This window comes from Staphylococcus arlettae (assembly GCF_025560845.1).
Classification (GTDB): Bacteria; Bacillota; Bacilli; order Staphylococcales; family Staphylococcaceae; genus Staphylococcus; species Staphylococcus arlettae.
In genome coordinates this window covers 2,374,727-2,399,768 of the sequence record NZ_CP094803.1, presented here as the reverse complement: position 1 = coordinate 2,399,768, position 25,042 = coordinate 2,374,727, and the positions used below count along the sequence as shown (strand labels likewise).

General features: G+C 36.1%; 22 protein-coding genes and 1 other annotated feature. All 22 genes read left to right on the top strand.

Features of this window, described 5'->3' with window-relative positions:
- Positions 1 to 8 precede the first annotated feature (8 nt).
- The 22 genes from MUA37_RS11750 to rpsL all read left to right on the top strand — a co-directional run bounded on the left by MUA37_RS11750 (position 9) and on the right by rpsL (position 25,041).
- Positions 9 to 2,480, top strand: a complete 2,472-nt coding sequence (locus MUA37_RS11750; protein ID WP_262624632.1) for an ATP-dependent Clp protease ATP-binding subunit — start codon at positions 9 to 11, stop codon at positions 2,478 to 2,480.
- Between the two features lie 489 nt (positions 2,481 to 2,969).
- A complete protein-coding gene (gene radA / locus MUA37_RS11745) occupies positions 2,970 to 4,337 on the top strand; it encodes a DNA repair protein RadA (protein WP_262624631.1) in 1,368 nt (455 codons plus the stop codon).
- Between the two features lie 64 nt (positions 4,338 to 4,401).
- Positions 4,402 to 5,463 carry a PIN/TRAM domain-containing protein gene (locus MUA37_RS11740; protein ID WP_103388468.1) on the top strand — a complete coding sequence of 354 codons (1,062 nt, stop codon included), beginning with the start codon at positions 4,402 to 4,404 and terminating at the stop codon, positions 5,461 to 5,463.
- 377 nt (positions 5,464 to 5,840) lie between these two features.
- On the top strand, positions 5,841 to 7,298 hold the full coding sequence (gltX, locus tag MUA37_RS11735) for a glutamate--tRNA ligase (RefSeq protein ID WP_002509405.1): 1,458 nt from the start codon (positions 5,841 to 5,843) through the stop codon (positions 7,296 to 7,298).
- A 300-nt stretch (positions 7,299 to 7,598) separates the two neighbouring features.
- Positions 7,599 to 8,249, top strand: coding sequence for a serine O-acetyltransferase (gene cysE / locus MUA37_RS11730; protein WP_002509406.1), 651 nt, complete (start codon positions 7,599 to 7,601; stop codon positions 8,247 to 8,249).
- On the top strand, positions 8,233 to 9,633 hold the full coding sequence (gene cysS / locus MUA37_RS11725; protein WP_002509407.1) for a cysteine--tRNA ligase: 1,401 nt from the start codon (positions 8,233 to 8,235) through the stop codon (positions 9,631 to 9,633). The genes cysE and cysS overlap by 17 nt, the downstream gene beginning before the upstream one ends.
- Before the next feature lie 40 nt (positions 9,634 to 9,673).
- Positions 9,674 to 10,024 (top strand): Mini-ribonuclease 3, encoded by a 351-nt coding sequence (locus MUA37_RS11720; protein WP_083848125.1) that lies wholly within the window; start codon positions 9,674 to 9,676, stop codon positions 10,022 to 10,024.
- 4 nt (positions 10,025 to 10,028) lie between these two features.
- Positions 10,029 to 10,775: a 23S rRNA (guanosine(2251)-2'-O)-methyltransferase RlmB gene (gene rlmB / locus MUA37_RS11715; protein ID WP_002509409.1), complete on the top strand. Its 747-nt coding sequence runs from the start codon at positions 10,029 to 10,031 to the stop codon at positions 10,773 to 10,775.
- Positions 10,775 to 11,302, top strand: coding sequence for an NYN domain-containing protein (locus MUA37_RS11710; RefSeq protein WP_002509410.1), 528 nt, complete (start codon positions 10,775 to 10,777; stop codon positions 11,300 to 11,302). The genes rlmB and MUA37_RS11710 overlap by 1 nt, the downstream gene beginning before the upstream one ends.
- Positions 11,303 to 11,383: 81 nt before the next feature.
- Positions 11,384 to 11,950: a sigma-70 family RNA polymerase sigma factor gene (locus MUA37_RS11705; RefSeq protein WP_262624630.1), complete on the top strand. Its 567-nt coding sequence runs from the start codon at positions 11,384 to 11,386 to the stop codon at positions 11,948 to 11,950.
- Positions 11,951 to 12,076: 126 nt separating this feature from the next.
- Entirely contained in the window at positions 12,077 to 12,220 is a 144-nt protein-coding gene (gene rpmG, locus MUA37_RS11700; RefSeq protein WP_002509412.1) for a 50S ribosomal protein L33, read from the top strand.
- 93 nt (positions 12,221 to 12,313) lie between these two features.
- Entirely contained in the window at positions 12,314 to 12,493 is a 180-nt protein-coding gene (gene secE / locus MUA37_RS11695) for a preprotein translocase subunit SecE (protein WP_002509413.1), read from the top strand.
- A 14-nt stretch (positions 12,494 to 12,507) separates the two neighbouring features.
- A complete protein-coding gene (gene nusG, locus MUA37_RS11690; RefSeq protein ID WP_002509414.1) occupies positions 12,508 to 13,056 on the top strand; it encodes a transcription termination/antitermination protein NusG in 549 nt (182 codons plus the stop codon).
- Between the two features lie 157 nt (positions 13,057 to 13,213).
- Complete coding sequence (rplK, locus tag MUA37_RS11685) at positions 13,214 to 13,636, top strand: 50S ribosomal protein L11 (protein WP_002509415.1); 423 nt, start codon at positions 13,214 to 13,216, stop codon at positions 13,634 to 13,636.
- A gap of 217 nt (positions 13,637 to 13,853) precedes the next feature.
- Entirely contained in the window at positions 13,854 to 14,549 is a 696-nt protein-coding gene (rplA, locus tag MUA37_RS11680) for a 50S ribosomal protein L1 (protein ID WP_002509416.1), read from the top strand.
- An 87-nt stretch (positions 14,550 to 14,636) separates the two neighbouring features.
- Positions 14,637 to 14,779 (top strand) — a sequence feature (ribosomal protein L10 leader region).
- A 73-nt stretch (positions 14,780 to 14,852) separates the two neighbouring features.
- Positions 14,853 to 15,353: a 50S ribosomal protein L10 gene (gene rplJ / locus MUA37_RS11675; RefSeq protein ID WP_002509417.1), complete on the top strand. Its 501-nt coding sequence runs from the start codon at positions 14,853 to 14,855 to the stop codon at positions 15,351 to 15,353.
- Positions 15,354 to 15,393: 40 nt separating this feature from the next.
- Positions 15,394 to 15,762 (top strand): 50S ribosomal protein L7/L12, encoded by a 369-nt coding sequence (gene rplL, locus MUA37_RS11670; RefSeq protein ID WP_262624629.1) that lies wholly within the window; start codon positions 15,394 to 15,396, stop codon positions 15,760 to 15,762.
- 231 nt (positions 15,763 to 15,993) lie between these two features.
- Positions 15,994 to 16,605: a class I SAM-dependent methyltransferase gene (locus tag MUA37_RS11665; protein WP_002509419.1), complete on the top strand. Its 612-nt coding sequence runs from the start codon at positions 15,994 to 15,996 to the stop codon at positions 16,603 to 16,605.
- 201 nt (positions 16,606 to 16,806) lie between these two features.
- Positions 16,807 to 20,358: a DNA-directed RNA polymerase subunit beta gene (gene rpoB / locus MUA37_RS11660; RefSeq protein ID WP_103388464.1), complete on the top strand. Its 3,552-nt coding sequence runs from the start codon at positions 16,807 to 16,809 to the stop codon at positions 20,356 to 20,358.
- Positions 20,359 to 20,545: 187 nt separating this feature from the next.
- Positions 20,546 to 24,136 (top strand): DNA-directed RNA polymerase subunit beta', encoded by a 3,591-nt coding sequence (rpoC, locus tag MUA37_RS11655; RefSeq protein WP_262615969.1) that lies wholly within the window; start codon positions 20,546 to 20,548, stop codon positions 24,134 to 24,136.
- Between the two features lie 140 nt (positions 24,137 to 24,276).
- Positions 24,277 to 24,531, top strand: coding sequence for a ribosomal L7Ae/L30e/S12e/Gadd45 family protein (locus MUA37_RS11650; protein ID WP_002509423.1), 255 nt, complete (start codon positions 24,277 to 24,279; stop codon positions 24,529 to 24,531).
- Positions 24,532 to 24,627: 96 nt separating this feature from the next.
- On the top strand, positions 24,628 to 25,041 hold the full coding sequence (gene rpsL / locus MUA37_RS11645; RefSeq protein WP_002509424.1) for a 30S ribosomal protein S12: 414 nt from the start codon (positions 24,628 to 24,630) through the stop codon (positions 25,039 to 25,041).
- Position 25,042 lies beyond the last annotated feature (1 nt).

The following is a 25,042-nucleotide window of genomic DNA, read 5'->3' as shown; positions in this document are numbered from 1 at the left end:
CTCGTTTTATGTTATTTGGTAGATTAACTGAACGTGCGCAGCGCGTATTAGCACATGCACAAGAAGAAGCAATCCGTTTAAATCATTCAAATATAGGTACTGAGCATTTACTGTTAGGTTTAATGAAAGAACCAGAAGGTATTGCGGCCAAAGTGCTAGAATCATTTGAAATTACTGAAGAAAAAGTAGTCGAAGAAGTGGAAAAACTTATCGGACATGGACAAGAACAAATGGGCGCACTACATTATACACCAAGAGCTAAAAAAGTCATCGAATTATCTATGGATGAGGCGCGTAAGTTACACCATAACTTTGTAGGTACTGAGCACATCTTATTAGGACTTATTCGTGAAAATGAAGGTGTTGCAGCGCGTGTATTTGCAAACTTAGATTTAAATATAACTAAAGCACGTGCACAAGTAGTGAAAGCTTTAGGTAGTCCAGAAATGAACAATAAAAATGCACAGGCAAATAAATCTAATAACACGCCAACATTAGATAGTTTAGCACGAGACTTAACTGTCATTGCTAAAGATGGAACATTAGACCCAGTTATAGGAAGAGACCAAGAAATTACACGTGTCATTGAAGTGTTAAGTAGACGTACTAAAAATAATCCAGTACTTATTGGTGAGCCAGGTGTAGGTAAAACTGCAATTGCTGAAGGCTTAGCTCAAGCAATTGTTAACAATGAAGTACCTGAAACATTGAAAAATAAACGTGTCATGTCATTAGACATGGGTACAGTTGTTGCTGGTACAAAATATCGTGGTGAATTTGAAGAACGCTTGAAAAAAGTTATGGAAGAAATTCATCAAGCAGGTAATGTCATTCTATTTATCGATGAGTTACACACACTTGTAGGTGCAGGTGGCGCAGAAGGTGCTATTGATGCATCCAATATCTTGAAACCAGCTTTAGCTAGAGGCGAATTACAATGTATTGGTGCAACTACATTAGATGAGTATCGTAAAAACATCGAAAAAGATGCAGCGTTAGAACGTCGTTTCCAACCTGTACAAGTAGATGAACCAACTGTTGAAGATACTGTAGAAATCTTAAAAGGATTACGTGATCGTTATGAAGCGCATCACCGCATCAACATTTCTGACCGAGCAGTTGAAGCGGCAGTACAATTAAGTAATCGTTATGTATCAGATCGTTTCTTACCGGATAAAGCGATTGACTTAATAGATGAAGCAAGTTCAAAAGTTCGACTCAAAAGTCATACAACACCACCAAATCTCAAAGAGATTGAACAACATATTGAACAAGTGAAAAATGAAAAGGATGCAGCTGTACATGCACAAGAGTTCGAAAATGCAGCTAATTTACGCGATAAACAAACAAAATTAGAAAAACAATATGAAGAAGCAACAAACAACTGGAAAAATGCCCAAAATGGCGAAAACACAGCATTATCAGAAGAAGATATTGCAGAAGTTATCGCTGGTTGGACAGGTATTCCATTAACTAAAATTAATGAAACTGAATCACAACGCTTGCTTAACTTAGAAGATACGTTGCACGACAGAGTTATCGGCCAAAAAGAAGCGGTTAACTCTATCAGTAAAGCAGTAAGACGTGCTAGAGCTGGCTTGAAAGATCCTAAACGTCCAATTGGTAGCTTTATTTTCTTAGGACCTACAGGTGTAGGTAAAACAGAATTAGCGCGTGCTTTAGCAGAATCAATGTTTGGTGAAGAAGATGCAATGATTCGCGTTGACATGAGTGAATTCATGGAGAAACATGCTGTGAGTCGTTTAGTCGGAGCTCCTCCAGGCTATGTTGGACATGATGATGGTGGACAATTAACAGAAAAAGTTAGACGTAAACCATATTCTGTTATCCTATTTGATGAAATTGAAAAAGCACATCCAGATGTCTTTAATATTTTATTACAAGTCCTTGATGACGGACATTTAACAGATACTAAAGGTCGTCGCGTAGATTTCCGTAACACAGTCATTATTATGACTTCAAACGTTGGCGCACAAGAATTACAAGATCAAAGATTCGCTGGCTTTGGCGGTGCAGAAGAAGGGCAAGATTATGAAACAATTCGTAAAACAATGTTAAAAGAATTGAAAAATGCCTTCCGTCCAGAATTCTTAAACCGTGTCGATGACATTATTGTCTTCCACAAATTGAATAAAGAAGAATTGAAAGAAATTGTTACAATGATGGTTAACAAATTAACAAATCGTCTGTCAGAACAAGACATTAGCATCAGTGTTACTGATTCAGCGAAGGAAAAAATTGCTGAAGAAGGCTATGATCCAGAATACGGTGCTAGACCATTAATCAGAGCTATTCAAAAAACGGTCGAAGATAACTTAAGTGAATTGATTTTAGATGGTAACAAAATCGAAGGTAAAGACGTAGTTATTGATCATGATGGTAAAGAATTTAAATATGACATCAAAGATAGAGCAAATGAACCAAAAGAACAAGAACAAACAGAAACATCAGAATCATAAGTAGCTTTCTAACGTTAGTTTGGCCGGCACAATCTTAAAGATTGTGTCGGTTTTTTTATAGTGATAGTGAGGTAGCGCTCACCATTGAACTATATACACTTAGTCATTGAATGACTTATAAGAATAAACTAATTTCAAGGGTGAAAAAGTCCGGTTTTTAGTGATGAAACTAGGTATTAGGGCGAGGATACTTAGTTAATAGTACATTTTATGTGAACATTCTGCTGTATCTTAATTCAGTCACTGTTTTGGCATAATAATAGTGTCTCAATTTATGACAGAATATGATAAAGTAGTAAAATGTGTAAGCGTGACATTGAATAGGAAATGTCATATTAATAACTGTTAGCTTTAAGAAATAATCAATGTAGGATTGACTAGTAAGTTAAATAGGGTGATATCAACCTATGGATCACTTGATATTTTAATTGTTTTTACAGCAACAGAGGTATAGAATAGATTTGTTCAAGTAAAGTTGGAGGTGCGAATTTGGCCAAAAAGAAAGTGATATTTGAATGTTTGGCATGTGGGTATCAGTCTCCGAAATGGATGGGGAAATGTCCAAATTGTGGTGCGTGGAACCAAATGGAAGAGAGTATAGAGCAACAAGCCTCAAGCCCAAAACATGGCGTGAGAAGTAAGGATACTGCATCAAAAGTTCAGAAATTGAATGAAGTTAATAATGAAACGGCACCTAGAATAGAAAGTAAATCAACAGAGTTTAACAGAGTATTGGGTGGTGGCATAGTCAGTGGTTCGTTAGTACTTATTGGTGGTGATCCCGGAATTGGGAAATCAACGCTATTGTTACAAATATGTGCAGCGTTATCACAAAGCTATAATGTACTTTATATTACGGGGGAAGAATCATTAAATCAAACTAAGCTAAGAGCTGAACGTTTAGATGAAGATTCGAGTCAATTAAATGTATTTGCTGAAACGGATTTAGAGATTATTCATGAGACTGTGAAAAAAATGCAACCTGATTTGATTGTAGTAGACTCGATTCAAACGATATTCCACCCTGAAATTAGTTCGGCACCTGGCTCTGTGTCACAAGTAAGAGAAAGTACGCAAAGTTTGATGAATATTGCTAAACAAATGAATATTGCGACCTTTATTGTAGGGCATGTAACTAAAGAAGGCCAAATTGCTGGACCGCGATTATTGGAACATATGGTAGATACAGTGTTGTATTTTGAAGGTGATGAACATCATGCCTATCGTATTTTACGTGCGGTCAAAAACCGTTTTGGTTCAACCAATGAAATGGGAATTTTTGAAATGAAACAAAGCGGACTAAAAGGTGTCAAAAACCCTTCAGAGATGTTTTTAGAAGAGCGTTCGACGAATGTGCCAGGTTCAACTATTGTATCAACGATGGAAGGGACAAGACCACTATTGATTGAAGTACAAGCATTAGTTACACCAACGACCTTTAATAACCCGAGACGTATGGCGACAGGTATTGATCATAATAGGCTTAGTTTATTGATGGCAGTGTTAGAGAAAAAAGAGAATTTTTTATTACAACAACAAGATGCATATATTAAAGTTGCTGGTGGTGTACGTCTAACAGAACCTGCTGTTGACTTAGGAATTATAATGGCTACGGCTTCTAGTTTTAAAGATTTAGCTGTTGATGGTTTCGATTGTTTCATCGGAGAAGTTGGACTTACTGGTGAAGTACGTCGTGTATCCAGAATCGAACAACGTGTACAAGAAGCTGCAAAGCTTGGTTTTAAAAGGGTTGTTATCCCTGAAACAAATATTGGAGGCTGGACTTTCCCTGATAATATTCAAGTTATCGGTGTTTCTAGCGTTCATGATGCATTAAAATATGCATTGAAACAATAAATATAAATAAGGAAAATGAATAGTACTGCCACCGATATGTAGTCACTATGGAAAGGAAGTATTATTGAATATGATAAGAGTCATTGTAATCTTGTGCTATGTCATATTAGGTGCAAGTTTGGGCGTCTATTTTATACCAGAAATTATAAATGATACAGGACTAAGTCATTATCCACTATTAAAAAATAGTTATTTTACTGGTCTATTAGGCATAGTTATTTTCTTCCTTTTGTTTGGGTGGTTTATACGAAAAATCGCCTTAGGCTTAAGAGAAGTTGAGCAAACGATTATGCGTCAAAGTGCAATTGAAATCTTATTTGCCACAATTGGTCTAATGATAGGACTATTAATTTCAGTTATGATTTCTTTTATTTTCCAAATAATTGGTAATAATGTATTAAATCATTTTGTACCGATTATTATTACTATTATATTAGGTTATCTTGGTTTCCAATTTGGCTTGAAAAAACGAGATGAAATGTTGTTGTTTTTACCTGAAAACATGGCGCGTTCGATGTCTATTAATGCTAGAAATGCAGTACCTAAAATTATTGATACGAGTGCCATTATCGATGGTCGTATTGTTGATATTATAAAATGTGGTTTTATTGACGGTGAAATATTAATACCACAAGGCGTTATAAATGAGTTGCAAATTATTGCTGATGCCAATGATAGTGTGAAACGAGAAAAAGGACAACGTGGATTAGATATATTAAATGAACTTTATGATACGGATCATCCGACACGCATCATCCATCCTACAAAATCACATAGTGATATTGATGCAATGCTCATTAAATTAGCTCAACATTATAGAGGTCATATTATCACGACTGATTTTAATTTGAACAAAGTATGTCATGTGCAAGGGATACAGGCATTAAATGTGAATGACTTATCTGAAGCAATTAAGCCAACTGTCCATCAAGGTGACCGTTTTAACTTATTATTAACGAAAATGGGCAAAGAAAGTGGACAAGCTGTAGGTTACTTAGATGACGGTACGATGGTCGTAGTAGACAATGCCAAAAAGCATATTGGAGAACATATTGATTTAGAAGTGATTAGTTTATTACAAACTTCATCAGGTCGTATTATTTTCGCCAAAAAAATTAGTGCATAATAAATTATAATCTATGTAATGCCATGTAATTGATAGGGTGTTACATAGATTTTTTAATACATAGATATAGGCATGGTGTTATCAATTTATACTGTATCGTGCTACAATAGATAGCGAAAAATGCCTTTAGCTATGTATTGGCGAAGTAAGCTATTACTTCGATAATTATCTATAAATTAGAAAAAAGTGATAAGCAAAATATGCTGAGCTATGGTATCATTAATTAGAAAATATAACAAAGCATATTCATAGTTAATGGTGTGGGTATAGGTATAACAAGTATAAGTTGTTACAGCATGTTTCAACTTTTTTGATGTGCCGTCAATACGCACGCATGTTAATTGATAATATTAAAATGGTAAACAGGAGTGAACATAATGAGTGATCGCGTAAGAGTTAGATATGCCCCTAGTCCAACGGGCTATTTGCATATAGGTAACGCTAGAACAGCTTTATTTAACTATTTATTTGCAAAACATTATGATGGAGACTTTATTATTCGTATTGAAGATACAGATAGTAAACGTAATTTAGAAGATGGCGAATCTTCTCAATTTGATAACTTAAAATGGTTAGGCATTGACTGGGATGAATCAGTAGATAAAGATAAAGGCTATGGACCATACCGCCAATCAGAGCGTGCAGAAATTTATAATCCATTAATTCAACAATTATTAGACGAAGACAAAGCATATAAATGTTATATGACTGAAGAAGAATTAGAAGCTGAACGTGAAGAACAGATAGCAAACAATGAAATGCCACGTTACGGTGGAAAACACGCACATTTAACTGAAGAAGAAAGACAACAATTTGAAGCGGAAGGTCGTAAACCATCAATTCGTTTCAGAGTACCTAAAGATACGACATTTAAGTTTGATGATATGGTTAAAGGTGAAATTTCATTTGATTCCAATAATATAGGTGACTGGGTTATTGTGAAGAAAGATGGCGTGCCAACTTATAACTTTGCAGTAGCAGTTGATGATCATTACATGGAAATTTCAGATGTTATTCGTGGCGATGACCACATTTCTAATACACCAAAACAAATTATGATTTATGAAACATTTGGTTGGGAAGTACCACGTTTTGCGCACATGTCATTAATAGTTAATGAAGAACGTAAAAAATTAAGTAAGCGTGATGGTAAAATTTTACAATTTATCGAACAATATCGTGATTTAGGTTATTTACCAGAAGCGTTATTTAACTTTATTACTTTGCTAGGTTGGTCACCAGAGGGCGAGGAAGAAATTTATTCTAAAGAAGAATTTATTAAGATTTTTGATGAACAACGTTTATCTAAATCACCTGCCTTCTTTGATAAACACAAATTAGCTTGGGTAAACAACCAATATATGAAGCAAAAAGATACTGAAACAGTATTTGAATTAGCTTTACCTCATTTAATTAAAGCTAACTTATTACCAGAACAACCAACAGAAGCAGACCTAGATTGGGGACGTAAATTAGTAGCGTTATATCAAAAAGAAATGAGTTACGCTGGAGAAATTGTTCCGTTATCTGAAATATTCTTCCGTGATGAGCAAGCACTAGGTGATGATGAACAAGAAATCATTGCTGGAGAACAAGTGCCAGAATTGATGGAACATTTATATAGCAAATTAGAAGCGTTAGAAGTCTTTGAAGCGACAGAAATTAAAAAAACAATTAAAGAAGTACAAAAAGAAACAGGAATTAAAGGTAAGCAATTATTTATGCCGATTCGTGTTGCGGTTACTGGGCAAATGCATGGCCCGGAATTACCTAATACAATTGAAGTATTAGGTAAAGATAAAGTGTTAACAAGATTACAACATTACGTAAAATAAATCTGTGGCACTTAGTAACTTGAAATACAGTACGAGAACCCCTATGATAAGAATTGACAATGCAAAGGATTAGTAAGTAGTAAAAGTGTTCAGAGAGTGTACGGGAGCTGCGAGTACATCACTGATACTATGGAATGCACCTTTGTTGCTAACAATTAAATGATGTAAATGAGTGTATATAAGTGCAATTTTGGGATGAAATATCAAAATTAAACTTATATATAAAGAAGAGTGGGACCGTGCCAAAGCACCTCTAGCATATTGTGTTAGAGGTGCTTTTTTAGTAGGGAGGAAAAAATCTTGTTTAAAGTTTTAAAAAGAGTAAAAGATGATATAAATATGGTTTTTGAACAAGACCCAGCAGCAAAAACGACGTTTGAAGTTGTGACATCATACGCAGGTTTACATGCTGTATGGAGTCATCTCATTGCGCACACATTATATAAAAAGGAAAAATATGTTCTTGCAAGATTAATATCACAAATTACGCGGTTTTTTACTGGTATAGAAATACATCCAGGTGCAAAGATAGGGAGACGTTTATTTATCGATCACGGCATGGGAGTAGTAATTGGTGAGACATGTCGAATTGGAGATAATGTAACTATATATCAAGGTGTGACACTAGGCGGAACTGGAAAAGAGAAAGGCAAAAGACATCCAGACATTGGAGATAACGTACTGATTGCAGCGGGAGCTAAAGTACTAGGTAATATTGAAATTCATTCAGATGTAAATATTGGTGCTAATTCTGTAGTACTAACTTCTGTGCCAAGTTTTTCAACTGTAGTAGGTATACCAGGGCATATAGTAAAACAAGATGGTAAACGTATCGGTAAAACATTCGATCATTTAAATTTACCTGACCCGATTTATGAGCAAATGAAAGAGTTAGAGAAACAACTTGAAAAAACAAGAAATGGAGAGATTCAAGATGATTACATTATATAATACATTAACACGCCAAAAGGAGACTTTTGAGCCTCTTGAACCGGGTAAAGTGAAGATGTATGTATGTGGACCTACAGTTTATAACTATATTCATATAGGGAATGCTCGACCAGCAATTAACTATGATGTAGTACGCAGATACCTTGAATACAAAGGTTATGAGGTAGAATATGTATCTAACTTTACCGATGTAGACGATAAACTCATTAAACGTTCAAACGAATTGAACGAATCAGTACAGTCGATTGCTGATCGCTATATTGAAGCATTTTATGAAGATACGTCAGCATTGAATGTTAAGAAAGCCACGTCGAATCCACGTGTTATGAATCATATGGATGACATTATTCAATTTATTCAAGAATTAGTTGATGAAGGTTATGCTTATGTCAGTGGTGGCGATGTTTATTTTAGAACACGTAAGTTTGAAGATTATGGTAAATTAAGTCATCAATCACTCAATGATTTAAAAGTAGGTGCTCGTATTGAGCAAGGTGAACAGAAAGAAGATGCACTTGATTTTACATTGTGGAAACAAGCAAAACCCGGTGAAATTAGTTGGGAGAGTCCATTTGGAGAGGGACGTCCAGGTTGGCATATCGAATGTTCTGTAATGGCATATAAAGAATTAGGTGCCACAATTGATATTCATGCTGGTGGGACAGATTTACAATTCCCACACCATGAAAATGAAATTGCGCAATCAGAAGCACACAACCATGCACCATTTGCGAATTATTGGATGCATAATGGTTTTATTAACATTGATAATGAAAAAATGAGTAAATCGTTAGGTAACTTTGTGTTAGTACATGACATTATTAAAGAAATTGATCCTGACGTATTACGTTTCTTCATGATTAGCGTACATTATCGTAGCCCAATTAATTACAATATGGAACTTGTTAATGCAGCTAGAAGTGGATTAGAGCGTATACGTAATAGTTATAATGCTGTGTTAGAGCGTGCAGCAATTGCTACAGATATAACAGATCAAAGTGACTATTTAGAGCAAATTGATAGCATATTAACACAATTTGAAACTGTAATGAATGACGATTTTAATACCGCGAATGCTATCACGGCATGGTACGATTTAGTTAAATTAGCAAATAAATTTGTATTGGAAAATACCACTTCACTGGCGGTACTAGAACGTTTTAAAGAAGTGTTCCATATCTTTAGCGATGTGTTAGGCGTGCCATTAGAAGGTGCTTCAACTGATGAATTATTAGATGAAGATGTTGAAGCATTAATAGCAGAACGTGATGCTGCTAGAAAAAATAAAGATTTCGCACGCGCAGACGAAATTCGTGATGACTTAAAAGCACAAAATATTATACTTGAAGATACGCCTCAAGGTGTGAGGTTTAAACGTGGCTAATACTAATCCTAAACTTTTGAACCCATTGACATTAGCGTATATGGGAGATGCTGTGTTAGATCAACACATTAGAACCTATATCGTTTTGAAATTACAAAGTAAGCCCAATCGTTTACATCAGGTGGCAAAACAATATGTTTCTGCTAAAAGCCAAGCACAAACACTAGAATATTTGATTGCGAACACTTGGTTTACAGATGAAGAATTAGAAATAGTACGTCGTGGACGCAATGCTAAAAGTTATACTAAAGCTAAAAATACAGATATACAAACATATAAGAAAAGTTCAGGCTTGGAAGCAGTCATTGGCTTTTTATATTTAGACACACAAGAAGAGCGTCTGACAGCATTATTAGAGGCAATTGTAGAAAGTGTAAATGAAAGGGAGTGACATGTTGGAAGATATCGTTATCGTCGGTCGACATGCGGTAAAAGAAGCTATTACCAGTGGCCATACAATTAATAAAATTTTAATTCAAGATGGAATTAGAAAACAACAAATCAATGAGATATTAAAAAAAGCTAAAAACGAGAAAATCATTGTACAAACCGTTCCTAAATCTAAGATAGACGGTTTGTCAGAATCACCACACCAAGGTGTCGCTGCATTAGTAGCGCCTTATGAGTATACTGATTTTAATGACTTTATAGCGCAACAAGACAACAAAGATACTTTAGCCACAGTGTTGATTTTAGATGGGTTAGAAGATCCACATAATTTAGGATCGATTATTCGTACGGCTGACGCTTCGGGTGTAGATGGGATTATTATACCTAAACGTCGTTCCGTTGCTCTAACACAAACAGTTGTAAAAGCAAGTACAGGTGCTATCCAACATGTGCCGATTATGCGCGTGACAAACTTAGCACAAACGATCGAGTCGTTAAAGGAACATGGCTATTGGGTAGCAGGAGCGGAAGCAGATAACGCAACCGATTATCGTGAGTTGGATGCTGGCATGCCACTTGCTTTAGTTATCGGTAGTGAAGGCCAAGGTATGAGTAGATTAGTGAAAGATAAATGTGATTTTTATATCAAGATTCCTATGGTTGGACACGTCAATAGTTTGAATGCATCTGTAGCAGCAAGTTTACTGATGTACGAAGTTTATCGTAAACGGAATCAGATTGGAGATGCATAATGAAGGAAAGGTACTTAATCATAGATGGATATAATATGATTGGCCAATCTAAAACGTTAAGCAAACTCGCACAGGAAAATCTAGAAGAGGCTCGTGAACAATTATTGATTGCTATTGCAAACTTCAGTGCGGTCGTTGCTGATGAAGTCATTTGTGTATTTGATGCTTACGACCAATCTGGTTTGCAATCTGAGTATGAGTATCATGGTGTTAAAACAGTGTTTACGAAAGAAAAGGAAACAGCTGATAGCTACATCGAAAAGTATGTTTACGATTTGTATAATAAACATACGACACATATTACAGTAGTAACGAGTGACATGAGTGAACAACATGCAATCTTTGGCACAGGCGCCTATCGCATCTCATCGAGAGAAATGTGGCGCGATTTAGAAGAAAACGAAACGACTATTTCTAAGTCATTAGATGGCTTCAATGAAACTAAACCAAGAACACGTATCCCATTATCAAATGAGATATTGCAAGAATTCGAAAAAATTAGGCGTGGTAACCACAAGAAAGACTAATTTTGCCCTCTTGCTTTTTAGTGATCTCGCTTTGTATGATATGAATATTCTAACGGAAAGGAACATATCATGAGAGACCATATGACAACTAAAAAGCAATCTGTAGCCCATGCCACTAATGAACATAATCAAACATTAGTAAACCACATCATTGCACAGGTCACACCTAAGATTAAAGCAAGTTTAAATTGCAGCTCAATTACTAAAGATAGTAAAGATGATTTGTTTCAAGACATTATCCTGAAGCTTTTACTCAATATAGCGCATTTTGACTTTAAGCAAGACACACCAATTGAACATTACATCAATAAAATAGTGAAAACAACAAAAGCAGATTACTTTCGACGACGCGCGTTACAAAATGTGCAACGGCAAGCATTAGTGCAAGAGTTTCGTGTGAATTATGAATCACGTACACAACAGCAAAATATTGAAGTGATTATATTACGTAATGAGTTGAAAACAATATTAAATCAGAGCTTCGAACGATTGACCATATTAGAACGTACTATTATGACTGATATTGTTTATGGCTATAAACCGCATTCTATTGCACAGCGTTTTAATATAGAGCACAAAGTAGTCTATAACGGGGTTCAAAGAGCAAAACGCAAAATTAAGCGTTATTTACTACTCTGGTGGCAATAAAATGTAGTACACTGAATATGGTGATATGACAACACGTGATACATTTTACAATAGTATTGATGTTTGACAATTGCTATATGACTTATGTATAGTAGATTGGTATTATAATGAATAAGGTGAGGTTTATTGAAAAAAGTACCGTTGAATTGTGAAGAATGTGGCAGCCGAAATTACAATTTACCCAAACACAACGATGCAACTACGAGACTTACATTGAAAAAATATTGCCCTAGGTGTAATACACATACACTGCATAAAGAAACAAAATAAATGTTAGTGTATTTCATATTAAGTAGCTGCAAACGCGAACGGATAACATAGTAGTAATGGATGACTCGAGTATAATGAGATGGAGGGTTTATAATGGCTAAAAAAGATGGTTTCTTTCAAGGCGTAAAGTCTGAAATGGAAAAGACAAGTTGGCCAACTAAAGAAGAATTATTTAAGTACACAGTAATTGTGGTTGCTACAGTAATCTTCTTTCTAGCTTTCTTCTATGCCTTAGACTTAGGAATTGGCAGACTTATAGAATTAATTAAATAGTGAGGAGTGACGACATGTCTGAAGAAGTTAGTGCAAAGCATTGGTATGCAGTGCATACTTATTCTGGTTATGAGAATAAAGTTAAAAAGAATTTAGAAAAACGTGTAGAATCTATGAATATGACAGAACAAATTTTTAGAGTTGTCATACCAGAAGAGGAAGAAACACAAGTTAAAGATGGTAAAGCGAAAAAGCTAACTAAAAAAACATTCCCAGGATATGTGTTAGTTGAATTAGTGATGACCGATGAATCTTGGTATGTTGTAAGGAATACGCCAGGTGTAACTGGTTTCGTTGGTTCTGCTGGCGCAGGCTCAAAACCTAATCCTTTATTGCCTGATGAAGTACGTTTTATCTTAAAACAAATGGGCATGAAAGAAAAAACGATAGATGTTGAAGTTGATTTAGGTGAACAAGTACGAGTGAAATCTGGTCCGTTTGCTAACCAAGTTGGTGAAGTACAAGAAATTGAAGCGGATAAATTCAAATTAACAGTTTTAGTAGACATGTTTGGAAGAGAAACTCCGGTAGAAGTAGAATTTGATCAAATAGAAAAATTATAATAATTAAAAGGAAAATTACTATTGATTTCTAATATAGATTGATGGTATAATACTGTGGTCGCGCTTTAGAGCGTTCCATTTCGTCACGAAATGTAGAAGAGTGGGAGGGCAAAACTCAGTCCTGTGACCACATCACGATATCAAGGAGGTGCACATCGTGGCTAAAAAAGTAGAAAAAGTAGTTAAATTACAAATTCCTGCAGGTAAAGCAAACCCAGCACCACCAGTTGGTCCAGCATTAGGTCAAGCAGGTGTGAACATTATGGGATTCTGTAAGGAATTCAACGCACGTACTCAAGAAGATGCAGGTTTAATCATTCCGGTGGAAATCAGTGTTTATGAAGATCGTTCATTTACATTTATTACTAAAACACCACCAGCTCCAGTACTACTTAAAAAAGCAGCTGGCGTTGAAAAAGGTTCAGGCGAACCTAATAAAAACAAAGTTGCTACAGTAACTAAAGATCAAGTACGCGAAATTGCTAACAGCAAAATGCAAGACTTAAACGCTGCAGACGAAGAAGCAGCTATACGTATTATCGAAGGTACTGCACGTAGTATGGGTATCACAGTAGAATAATTATAACAATTAACATGAAACAGATAGACGGATAGTAGCAGATGACAGAGATGACAAACATGATCGCAGTATTCAACATTGTCGTAAATGAAGAAGTAGAACTGTTGAGGAAGTCTCCCAAAGTCCATACACACTTCACTGTTATCTGCTCTTAACTTGCGCAGGCAAGTAAACGTGGGAGGAAATTCCGCTAAAACCACTAAAGGAGGAACAATAAATGGCTAAAAAAAGTAAAAAGTATCAAGAAGCAGCTAGTAAAATAGACCGCCAAAAACATTACGATGTTGAAGAAGCTGTCGCATTAGCTAAAGAAACAAGCATCGCTAACTTTGATGCTTCAGTAGAAGTAGCATTCCGTTTAGGCATTGATACACGTAAAAATGACCAACAAATCCGTGGTGCAGTAGTACTACCAAACGGTACTGGTAAATCACAACGTGTATTAGTATTTGCTAAAGGTGACAAAGCAACAGAAGCAGAAGCAGCAGGCGCTGATTACGTAGGCGAAGGCGACTACGTAAACAAAATCCAACAAGGATGGTTTGACTTCGATGTAGTTGTTGCAACACCAGACATGATGGGTGAAGTTGGTAAATTAGGTCGTGTATTAGGACCTAAAGGTTTAATGCCAAACCCTAAAACAGGTACAGTTACTATGGATGTGAAAAAAGCTGTTGAAGAAATCAAAGCTGGTAAAGTAGAATACCGCGCTGAAAAAGCTGGTATTGTACATGCATCTATTGGTAAAACTTCATTTGATACTGATAAATTAGTTGAAAACTTCAGAGCTTTACAAGATGTATTAGCAAAAGCTAAACCATCTTCAGCTAAAGGGACTTATTTCAAATCTGTTGGTATTACTACAACAATGGGTCCTGGCGTTAAAGTTGATACTTCAGGCTTTAAACTATAATAAATCATATCTAATATAAATAGACTGAAAGTATTCCTTTCAGTCTATAAATAAATATTGACATATTACAATAAACCAGTTATATTGGTTTATGTGATTATTTTACCTAAGACAGTAGGAGTTATACATTAACTTAAAATTACATCCTGCCGAGGCTAAAATTGACTTGAACGTGAAGAAACTTTCAAGCACTTTTTGCCGTGGGTAGAAAGTGCTTTTTTTATTGAGTGATGCTTTTAACTCTTAAGCTAGAGTATTATTCAAAATTAAAAGCACCAAAATAAATTGTATGGAGGTGTCTAAATGTCTGCTATCATTGAAGCAAAACAACAACAAGTTGATACTATTGCTGAACAACTTAAAAACTCAGTATCTACTGTAATCGTAGACTACCGTGGTTTAAGTGTAGCTGAAGTGACAGAACTACGTTCACAATTACGTGAAGCTGGTGTTGAGTACAAAGTTTACAAAAACACTATGGTTCGTCGTGCTGCTGAAAAAGCTGGTATCGAAGGATTAGATGAATTCTTAGTAGGACCTACAGCTGTTGCAACATCTACTGAAGATGTCGTTGCACCAGCAAAAGTACTTGCAGGATTTGCTAAAGAACACGAAGCATTAGAAATTAAAACAGGTATTATGGAAGGTAGCGTTATCTCAGCTGAAGAAGTTAAAACAGTTGGATCTCTACCATCACACGACGGTCTTGTATCAATGCTATTATCTGTATTACAAGCACCAGTCCGCAACTTCGCATATGCAGTTAAAGCTGTTGGTGAAGAAAAAGAAGAAAGCGCTGAATAATTGCGCATAAAAAAACTTAACTTAATGGAGGAATATTAAAATGGCTAATCAAGAACAAATCATTGAAGCAATTAAAGAAATGTCAGTATTAGAATTAAACGACTTAGTAAAAGCAATTGAAGAAGAATTTGGTGTAACTGCAGCAGCTCCAGTAGCAGAAGCAGGTGCAGCAGGCGGCGCAGATGCAGCTGCTGAACAAACTGAATTTGACGTAGAGTTAACTTCAGCTGGTTCATCTAAAATCAAAGTTGTTAAAGCTGTTAAAGAAGCAACTGGCTTAGGATTAAAAGATGCTAAAGAATTAGTAGACGGAGCTCCTAAAGTAGTTAAAGAAGGCTTATCTAAAGAAGATGCTGAAGAGCTTAAATCACAATTAGAAGAAGTAGGCGCTACAGTAGAATTAAAATAATTCTAGCCTCTTAACTAATGAATAATTTTATATTGCAGGCCGAGAGTTACATTATCAAAGTGATATGTAAGCAACTTGCAGTCTGAGATTTTTGAGAAATGAAAACCCCGTTATCACTATAACGGGGTTTTATCTTTTGATTATCTTTAAAGGTCTACGTTATCATTTGAACTGAGCACTAGCTAAGATAATACATAATCCGCAATTTGTGGATTAAAATGAGGTGTAGTCATGAGCCACTATTATGATGCGAATCCTGAAGTTGAAAGTGATGAAACTGTTTTTACCTACTCCTACGATAATCATAATTTAAAACTAACAACAGATACAGGTGTCTTTTCGAAAGGGAAGATAGACTTTGGTTCTGACTTGTTAGTTACAACATTTTTGAAAGCAAATCCCCCTGGACCTACGAAAAATATAATTGATGTTGGATGTGGCTATGGGCCCATTGGCTTAATGGTTGCTAAAGTAGCACCACATCATCAGGTTACAATGGTAGATGTGAATCAGCGTGCGTTAGCATTAGCAAAGCGCAACAAACAAAAAAATCACATCGAAAATGTTGAAATTGTAGAAAGTGATGGTTTAACTCAAGTAGAGGACGCTACGTTTGACTTTGTGTTAACCAATCCACCTATTAGAGCAGGAAAAACTGTGGTGCATCAAATACTAACGGACGCCAGTAGTAAGTTGAAACAAGAAGGCGCGCTCTATGTTGTTATTCAGAAAAAACAAGGAATGCCTTCAGCGAAGAAGAAAATGCAAGAAGTATTTGAAAACGTAGAAGTAGTAGAAAAAAGTAAAGGCTATTACATTTTGCGAAGTGTAAAGCTTGATTAAAATACTTGATTCTGATATAGTTATAGAATGTAAAAATTTATGTTCAATAAGTGTGTACTTTTACGTATAAAATAACAATGTATATTGCTAATATAGTAAATAGAAAATGGTGTCATAAGGAGTGCTACCGTTTTCTTTTTGTCTTATTATATTTGGTTATTTATCAAAAGTAAACACACAATTTTTGAGGGGTGAATCTGTTTGGCAGGTCAATTTGTCCAATATGGAAGACATCGTAAACGTAGAAATTATGCGAGAATTTCAGAAGTATTAGAATTACCGAACTTAATCGAAATTCAAACGAAATCATATGAGTGGTTCTTAAAAGAAGGGTTACTAGAAATGTTCCGTGATATTTCACCGATTGAAGATTTCACAGGTAATCTGTCTTTAGAGTTTGTAGATTACAGACTTGGTGAACCAAAATATGATTTAGAAGAATCGAAAAACCGTGATACAACGTATGCTGCACCACTTCGAGTGAAAGTACGTCTTATTATTAAAGAGACTGGCGAAGTAAAAGAGCAAGAAGTGTTTATGGGAGACTTCCCATTAATGACAGATACAGGTACATTTGTGATTAACGGTGCAGAACGTGTTATCGTATCACAACTTGTTCGTTCACCATCCGTTTACTTCAACGAAAAACTAGATAAAAATGGTCGTACGAACTATGATGCAACTATCATTCCTAACCGTGGCGCATGGTTAGAGTATGAAACAGATGCAAAAGATGTTGTATATGTACGTATCGACAGAACTAGAAAGCTACCTTTAACTGTGTTATTACGTGCTTTAGGTTTCTCTACAGATCAAGAAATCATCGATCTATTAGGAGATAATGAATATTTACGTAACACACTAGAAAAAGATGGTACTGAAAATACAGACCAAGCTTTACTAGAAATTTATGAACGTTTACGTCCTGGCGAGCCACCTACAGTAGAAAATGCTAAAAGCTTATTATATTCACGTTTCTTTGATCCAAAACGATATGATTTAGCAAGTGTAGGTCGTTATAAAGCAAACAAAAAACTACATTTAAAACATCGTCTGTTTAATCAAAAATTAGCAGAACCGATTGTTAATGCTGAGACAGGTGAAATTGTAGCTGAAGAAGGCACAGTTTTAGATCGTCGTAGCTTAGATGAAATCATGGATGTTTTAGAAGCAAATGCAAATAGTGAAGTATTTGAATTAGAAGGTACAGTAATTGATGAACCAGTTGAAATTCAATCAATCAAAGTATATGTACCAAATGATGAAGAAGAACGTACTACTACAGTAATTGGTAACGCGTTCCCTGATTCAGAAGTTAAATGTATTACACCAGCAGATATTATCGCATCTATGTCATACTTCTTTAACTTATTAAGTGGTATTGGCTTTACTGATGATATTGACCATTTAGGTAATCGTCGTCTACGTTCAGTAGGTGAATTATTACAAAACCAATTCCGTATTGGTTTATCAAGAATGGAACGTGTGGTTAGAGAAAGAATGTCTATTCAAGATACAGACTCAATCACACCACAACAATTAATCAACATTCGTCCAGTTATTGCATCTATCAAAGAATTCTTTGGTAGTTCACAATTATCACAATTCATGGACCAAGCTAACCCATTAGCTGAGTTAACACATAAACGTCGTTTATCAGCATTAGGACCTGGTGGTTTAACACGTGAACGTGCTCAAATGGAAGTACGTGACGTACACTATTCTCACTATGGCCGTATGTGTCCTATCGAAACACCAGAGGGACCAAACATCGGTTTAATTAACTCACTATCAAGTTATGCACGTGTAAATGAATTTGGCTTTATCGAAACGCCGTACCGTAAAGTAGATTTAGCAACAAACTCAATTACAGATCAAATTGATTACCTAACTGCTGATGAAGAGGACAGCTATGTGGTAGCACAAGCCAACTCTAACTTAGATGAAAATGGTAAGTTTTTAGATGACGAAGTTGTTTGTCGTTTCCGCGGTAATAACACAGTTATGGCTAAAGAAAAAATGGACTACATGGACGTATCACCTAAGCAAGTAGTTTCAGCTGCAACGGCATGTATTCCTTTCTTAGAAAACGATGACTCTAACCGTGCATTAATGGGTGCGAACATGCAACGTCAAGCAGTACCGTTGATGAACCCTGAATCACCTTTCGTAGGTACAGGTATGGAACACGTAGCTGCTCGTGACTCTGGTGCTGCAGTTATTGCAAAATACAAAGGTCGCGTTGAGCACGTTGAATCTAATGAAATCCTAGTTCGTCGCTTGATTGAAGAAAATGGTCAAGAATACGAAGGTGAATTAGATCGTTATCCATTATCTAAATTCAAACGTTCTAATACTGGTACTTGTTATAACCAACGTCCAATCATTGCAAAAGGTAATGTTGTGACAAAAGGTGAAATCCTAGCTGACGGTCCTTCAATGGAATTAGGTGAAATGGCCTTAGGTAGAAACGTAGTTGTTGGTTTCATGACTTGGGACGGTTATAACTACGAGGATGCTGTAATCATGAGTGAACGTCTTGTTAAAGATGACGTTTACACTTCAATCCATATTGAAGAATATGAATCTGAAGCACGTGATACTAAATTAGGACCTGAAGAAATTACGAGAGACATTCCAAACGTTTCGGATAACGCACTGAAAAACTTAGATGATCGCGGTATTGTCTATGTTGGTGCCGAAGTTAACGACGGTGATATTTTAGTTGGTAAAGTAACGCCAAAAGGTGTCACAGAATTAACTGCTGAAGAGCGTTTGTTACATGCAATCTTTGGTGAAAAAGCACGAGAAGTTCGTGATACTTCATTACGTGTACCTCATGGTGCAGGCGGTATCGTGCTAGATGTTAAAGTCTTCAATCGGGAAGAAGGAGACGACACACTTGCGCCAGGCGTAAATCAATTGGTACGTGTTTATATCGTTCAAAAACGTAAAATACACGTTGGTGATAAAATGTGTGGACGTCACGGTAACAAAGGTGTAATTTCGAAAATTGTTCCTGAAGAGGATATGCCTTATTTACCAGACGGTACGCCAATCGATATCATGTTAAATCCATTAGGTGTGCCATCACGTATGAACATTGGACAAGTACTTGAATTACATTTAGGTATGGCTGCGAAAAACTTAGGTATTCATGTTGCATCACCAGTATTTGATGGTGCCAACGATGATGATGTTTGGTCAACTATTGAAGAAGCAGGCATGGCTAGAGACGGTAAAACTGTACTTTATGATGGTCGTACTGGTGAACCATTCGATAATCGTATTTCAGTTGGTGTAATGTACATGCTTAAACTTGCGCACATGGTTGATGACAAGTTACATGCGCGTTCAACTGGACCATATTCACTTGTTACACAACAACCACTTGGTGGTAAAGCACAATTTGGTGGACAACGTTTCGGTGAAATGGAGGTATGGGCACTTGAAGCATATGGTGCTGCCTATACATTACAAGAAATCTTAACTTATAAATCCGATGATACAGTAGGTCGTGTGAAAACATACGAAGCTATTGTTAAAGGTGAAAATATCACTAGACCAAGTGTTCCAGAATCATTCCGCGTATTGATGAAAGAATTACAAAGTTTAGGTTTAGACGTTAAAATTATGGATGAACACGATAATGAAATCGACATGCATGATACAGAAGATGAAGAAGCAACAGAGCGTAAAGTTGACTTACAACAACAAGGCGCGCCAGAATCACAAAAAGAAATCACTGACTAATTGTATTTAAGACTAAATAAAGAATAAATTCACAGGTTGTCGTACATAGCGCGTTTATCGTGCTATGTATACGCAACTTGACACTTTTATTATTCATTTTGTTGATATAAGCCAATCAATCAATTTGCACAGTTAATCTAAATTGAAGGAGGTAGGCTCCTTGATTGATGTAAATAATTTCCATTATATGAAAATAGGACTTGCTTCACCTGAAAAAATCAGATCTTGGTCTTTTGGTGAAGTCAAAAAGCCAGAAACAATAAACTATCGTACACTTAAACCAGAAAAAGATGGTCTTTTCTGTGAAAGAATTTTTGGACCTACAAAAGACTGGGAATGTAGTTGTGGTAAATACAAACGTGTGCGTTATAAAGGCATGGTTTGTGACAGATGTGGTGTGGAAGTAACTAAATCTAAAGTGCGTCGTGAACGCATGGGACACATTGAATTAGCAGCACCAGTATCACATATTTGGTATTTCAAAGGTATCCCAAGTCGTATGGGCCTTTTATTAGATATGTCACCAAGAGCATTAGAAGAAGTTATTTACTTCGCGTCTTATGTGGTAGTTAACCCAGGACCAACAGGTTTAGAGAAGAAAACATTACTTTCTGAAGCAGAATACAGAGAGTATTATGATAAATTCCCAGGCCAATTTAGCGCTAAAATGGGTGCTGAAGGTATTAAAGATTTATTAGCAGAAATAAATTTAGATGATGAATTAAAACACTTACGTGATGAGCTTGAATCAGCTACAGGGCAAAGATTGACTCGTGCTATTAAACGTTTAGAAGTTGTTGAATCATTTAGACATTCTGGTAATAATCCTGCTTGGATGATTTTAGACGTATTACCAATTATTCCACCAGAGATCAGACCAATGGTTCAATTAGATGGTGGACGTTTTGCTACAAGTGATTTAAACGATTTATATCGTCGTGTTATTAACCGTAATAACCGTTTAAAACGTTTATTAGACTTAGGTGCTCCTGGCATCATCGTACAAAACGAAAAACGTATGTTACAAGAAGCAGTAGATGCTTTAATTGATAATGGTCGTCGTGGCCGTCCAGTTACTGGTCCAGGTAACCGTCCATTAAAATCATTGTCACATATGTTAAAAGGTAAACAAGGTCGTTTCCGTCAAAACTTATTAGGTAAACGTGTTGACTATTCAGGCCGTTCTGTTATTGCAGTAGGACCTAGCTTGAAGATGTACCAATGTGGACTACCTAAAGAAATGGCATTAGAATTATTCAAACCATTCATTATGAAAGAATTAGTACAACGTGAAATTGCAACGAATATTAAAAATGCCAAAAGTAAAATTGAACGCATGGACGATGAAGTATGGGATGTTTTAGAAGATGTTATCGTAGAACACCCAGTATTACTTAACCGTGCGCCTACACTTCACAGATTAGGTATCCAAGCCTTTGAACCAACATTAGTTGAAGGTCGTGCGATTCGTTTACATCCACTTGTAACGACGGCTTATAACGCTGACTTTGATGGTGACCAAATGGCTGTTCACGTACCTTTATCTAAAGAAGCACAAGCTGAAGCACGTATGTTAATGTTAGCTGCACAAAATATCTTAAACCCTAAAGATGGTAAACCAGTTGTAACACCATCACAGGATATGGTATTAGGTAACTATTATTTAACATTAGAACGTGCAGATGCTGTGAATACAGGTACAATTTACAACGATACTAACGAAGTATTAAAAGCGTATGCTAATGGTTATGTGCACTTACACACACGTATTGGTGTGCACGCACAATCATTTAATAATCCAACATTTACAGAAGAACAAAATCGTAAGATCTTGACAACATCTGTAGGTAAAGTGATATTTAATGAGATTATTCCTGATTCATTCGCCTATATTAATGAACCTTCACAAGCTAATTTAGAAGATAAAACACCAGATAAGTACTTTGTTTCTGCAACTGAACTAGGTGAAGGCGGATTACAAGAATACTTCAAAGATCAACCACTTGTTGATCCATTCAACAAAAAATTCTTAGGTAATATCATTGCCGAAGTGTTCAATCGCTTTAGCATCACTGACACATCAATGATGCTTGATAGAATGAAAGACTTAGGATTTAAGTTCTCTTCTAAAGCGGGTATTACTGTTGGTGTATCTGATATTGTGGTATTAGCAGACAAGCAAGATATTTTAGATGAACATGAAGAATTAGTTGAACGTATTACAAAACAATTTAATCGTGGTTTAATTACTGAAGATGAGCGTTATAACCGAGTAGTCGAAATTTGGACAGACGCCAAAGATAAGATTCAAGGTGAATTAATGCAGTCATTAGATAAAACAAACCCTATCTTCATGATGAGTGACTCTGGTGCCCGTGGTAACGCATCTAACTTTACACAGTTAGCAGGTATGCGTGGACTTATGGCTGCGCCATCCGGTAAAATTATTGAGTTACCAATTACATCATCATTCCGTGAAGGTCTAACAGTATTAGAGTACTTTATTTCTACTCACGGTGCGCGTAAAGGTCTTGCCGATACAGCACTGAAAACTGCCGATTCAGGTTACCTTACTCGTCGTCTTGTTGATGTGGCTCAAGATGTTATTGTCCGTGAAGAAGATTGTGGTACAGACCGTGGTTTACTTGTTTCAGACATCAAAGAAGGTACTGAAATGATTGAACCATTCATCGAGCGTATCGAAGGTCGTTATTCTAAAGAAACAATTCGTCACCCTGAAACAGATGCAATTATCATCCGTCCAGACGAATTGATTACTGCAGATATCGCTAAACAAATTACAGATGCTGGTATTGAAGAAATGTATATCCGTTCAGCATTTACATGTAATACACGTCATGGTGTATGTGAAAAATGTTACGGTAAAAACCTTGCTACAGGTGAAAAAGTCGAAGTTGGTGAAGCAGTTGGTACAATTGCAGCCCAATCAATCGGTGAACCTGGTACACAGCTTACAATGCGTACATTCCACACAGGTGGGGTAGCAGGTAGCGATATCACTCAAGGTCTTCCTCGTATCCAAGAAATCTTTGAAGCGCGTAATCCAAAAGGACAAGCGGTAATCACTGATATCGAAGGTACAGTAGAAGACATTAAACTAGCGAAAGACCGTCAACAAGAAATTGTCATTAAAGGTAATAATGAAACTAGATCTTACCTTGCTTCAGGTACTTCAAGATTGAAAGTAGAAGTTGGACAAGCAGTAGAGCGTGGAGAAGTATTAACTGAAGGTTCAATTGAACCGAAAAACTTCTTATCTGTTGCTGGCTTGAACGCAACTGAAAGCTACTTACTAAAAGAAGTACAAAAAGTTTACCGTATGCAAGGTGTTGAAATCGACGATAAACACGTTGAGGTTATGGTAAGACAAATGTTACGTAAAGTACGTATCATTGAAGCAGGCGATACGAAACTATTACCTGGCTCATTAGTAGACATTCACAACTTTACTGATGCTAACCGTGAAGCGTTCAAAGAACGCAAACGTCCAGCAACAGCTAAACCAGTATTATTAGGTATTACGAAAGCATCTCTTGAAACTGAAAGCTTCTTATCTGCGGCTTCATTCCAAGAAACAACTCGTGTCCTAACAGATGCTGCAATTAAAGGTAAACGTGATAACTTACTTGGCTTAAAAGAAAATGTTATTATCGGTAAATTGATTCCAGCAGGTACAGGTATGAGACGTTATAGAGACGTTAAATACGACAAAGCTGCTCCGGAACAAGAAATAGAAGAAGCTATTATTACTGAATAATAGGGTGTATAAAACACAGTGACCGATGTTAAGTCGGTCACTTGTTTTTTTGATATTTAAGGCTATTTATAGTTGACGCGGCACCACGTAGATGTTACTATTATTAAGGTTGATGCAAGCAGAACTTTGGAGGATATTTTATGTCTAATGAAAAAGTTGCACGCTTTAACAAACAACACTATGTTATTGGTCAGAGACAGACGCTGAAAGCGCTGAGCAACGATCAAGTTACATCATTGATTATCGCTGAAGACGTAGAAGTTTATGTACTTTCTCGCGTGTTAAGCCAAATCAATCTACAAACAATGCCTATATCATTTTTTGCGAGCAAACAAGCTTTAGGAGAATGTGTAGGGATTAATGTTAATGCTTCTATTGTTGCATTACTAAAATGAGATTAGTGAGAAGATATTCTTACTAAATTTTATTTAACCTAAAAATGAACCACCTGGATGTGTGGGATTAAAAAAGAAGAGAGGAGGACATTTTAAATGCCAACTATTAACCAATTGGTGCGTAAACCAAGACAAAGTAAAGGTAAAAAATCTGATTCACCAGCTTTAAACAGAGGTTTTAACAGTAAAAAGAAAAAATTTACTGACTTAAATTCACCTCAAAAACGTGGTGTTTGTACTCGTGTTGGTACAATGACACCTAAAAAACCTAACTCAGCGTTACGTAAATATGCACGTGTGCGTTTATCAAATAACATTGAAGTAAATGCATACATTCCTGGTATCGGCCATAACTTACAAGAACACAGTGTTGTACTTGTACGTGGTGGACGTGTAAAAGACTTACCTGGTGTGCGTTATCATATCGTACGTGGTGCGCTTGATACTTCAGGCGTTGATGGACGTAGAAAAGGTCGTTCATTATACGGAACTAAGAAACCTAAAAAATAAG

Coding starts and splice junctions, on each gene's coding strand:
- MUA37_RS11750 (WP_262624632.1), top strand. CDS start 9: ATGTTATTTGGTAGATTAACTGAACGTGCGCAGCGCGTATTAGCACAT.
- gltX (WP_002509405.1), top strand. CDS start 5,841: ATGAGTGATCGCGTAAGAGTTAGATATGCCCCTAGTCCAACGGGCTAT.
- cysS (WP_002509407.1), top strand. CDS start 8,233: ATGATTACATTATATAATACATTAACACGCCAAAAGGAGACTTTTGAG.
- MUA37_RS11720 (WP_083848125.1), top strand. CDS start 9,674: ATGGGAGATGCTGTGTTAGATCAACACATTAGAACCTATATCGTTTTG.
- MUA37_RS11710 (WP_002509410.1), top strand. CDS start 10,775: ATGAAGGAAAGGTACTTAATCATAGATGGATATAATATGATTGGCCAA.
- MUA37_RS11705 (WP_262624630.1), top strand. CDS start 11,384: ATGACAACTAAAAAGCAATCTGTAGCCCATGCCACTAATGAACATAAT.
- secE (WP_002509413.1), top strand. CDS start 12,314: ATGGCTAAAAAAGATGGTTTCTTTCAAGGCGTAAAGTCTGAAATGGAA.
- nusG (WP_002509414.1), top strand. CDS start 12,508: ATGTCTGAAGAAGTTAGTGCAAAGCATTGGTATGCAGTGCATACTTAT.
- rplA (WP_002509416.1), top strand. CDS start 13,854: ATGGCTAAAAAAAGTAAAAAGTATCAAGAAGCAGCTAGTAAAATAGAC.
- rplJ (WP_002509417.1), top strand. CDS start 14,853: ATGTCTGCTATCATTGAAGCAAAACAACAACAAGTTGATACTATTGCT.
- rplL (WP_262624629.1), top strand. CDS start 15,394: ATGGCTAATCAAGAACAAATCATTGAAGCAATTAAAGAAATGTCAGTA.
- MUA37_RS11665 (WP_002509419.1), top strand. CDS start 15,994: ATGAGCCACTATTATGATGCGAATCCTGAAGTTGAAAGTGATGAAACT.
- rpoC (WP_262615969.1), top strand. CDS start 20,546: ATGAAAATAGGACTTGCTTCACCTGAAAAAATCAGATCTTGGTCTTTT.
- MUA37_RS11650 (WP_002509423.1), top strand. CDS start 24,277: ATGTCTAATGAAAAAGTTGCACGCTTTAACAAACAACACTATGTTATT.
- rpsL (WP_002509424.1), top strand. CDS start 24,628: ATGCCAACTATTAACCAATTGGTGCGTAAACCAAGACAAAGTAAAGGT.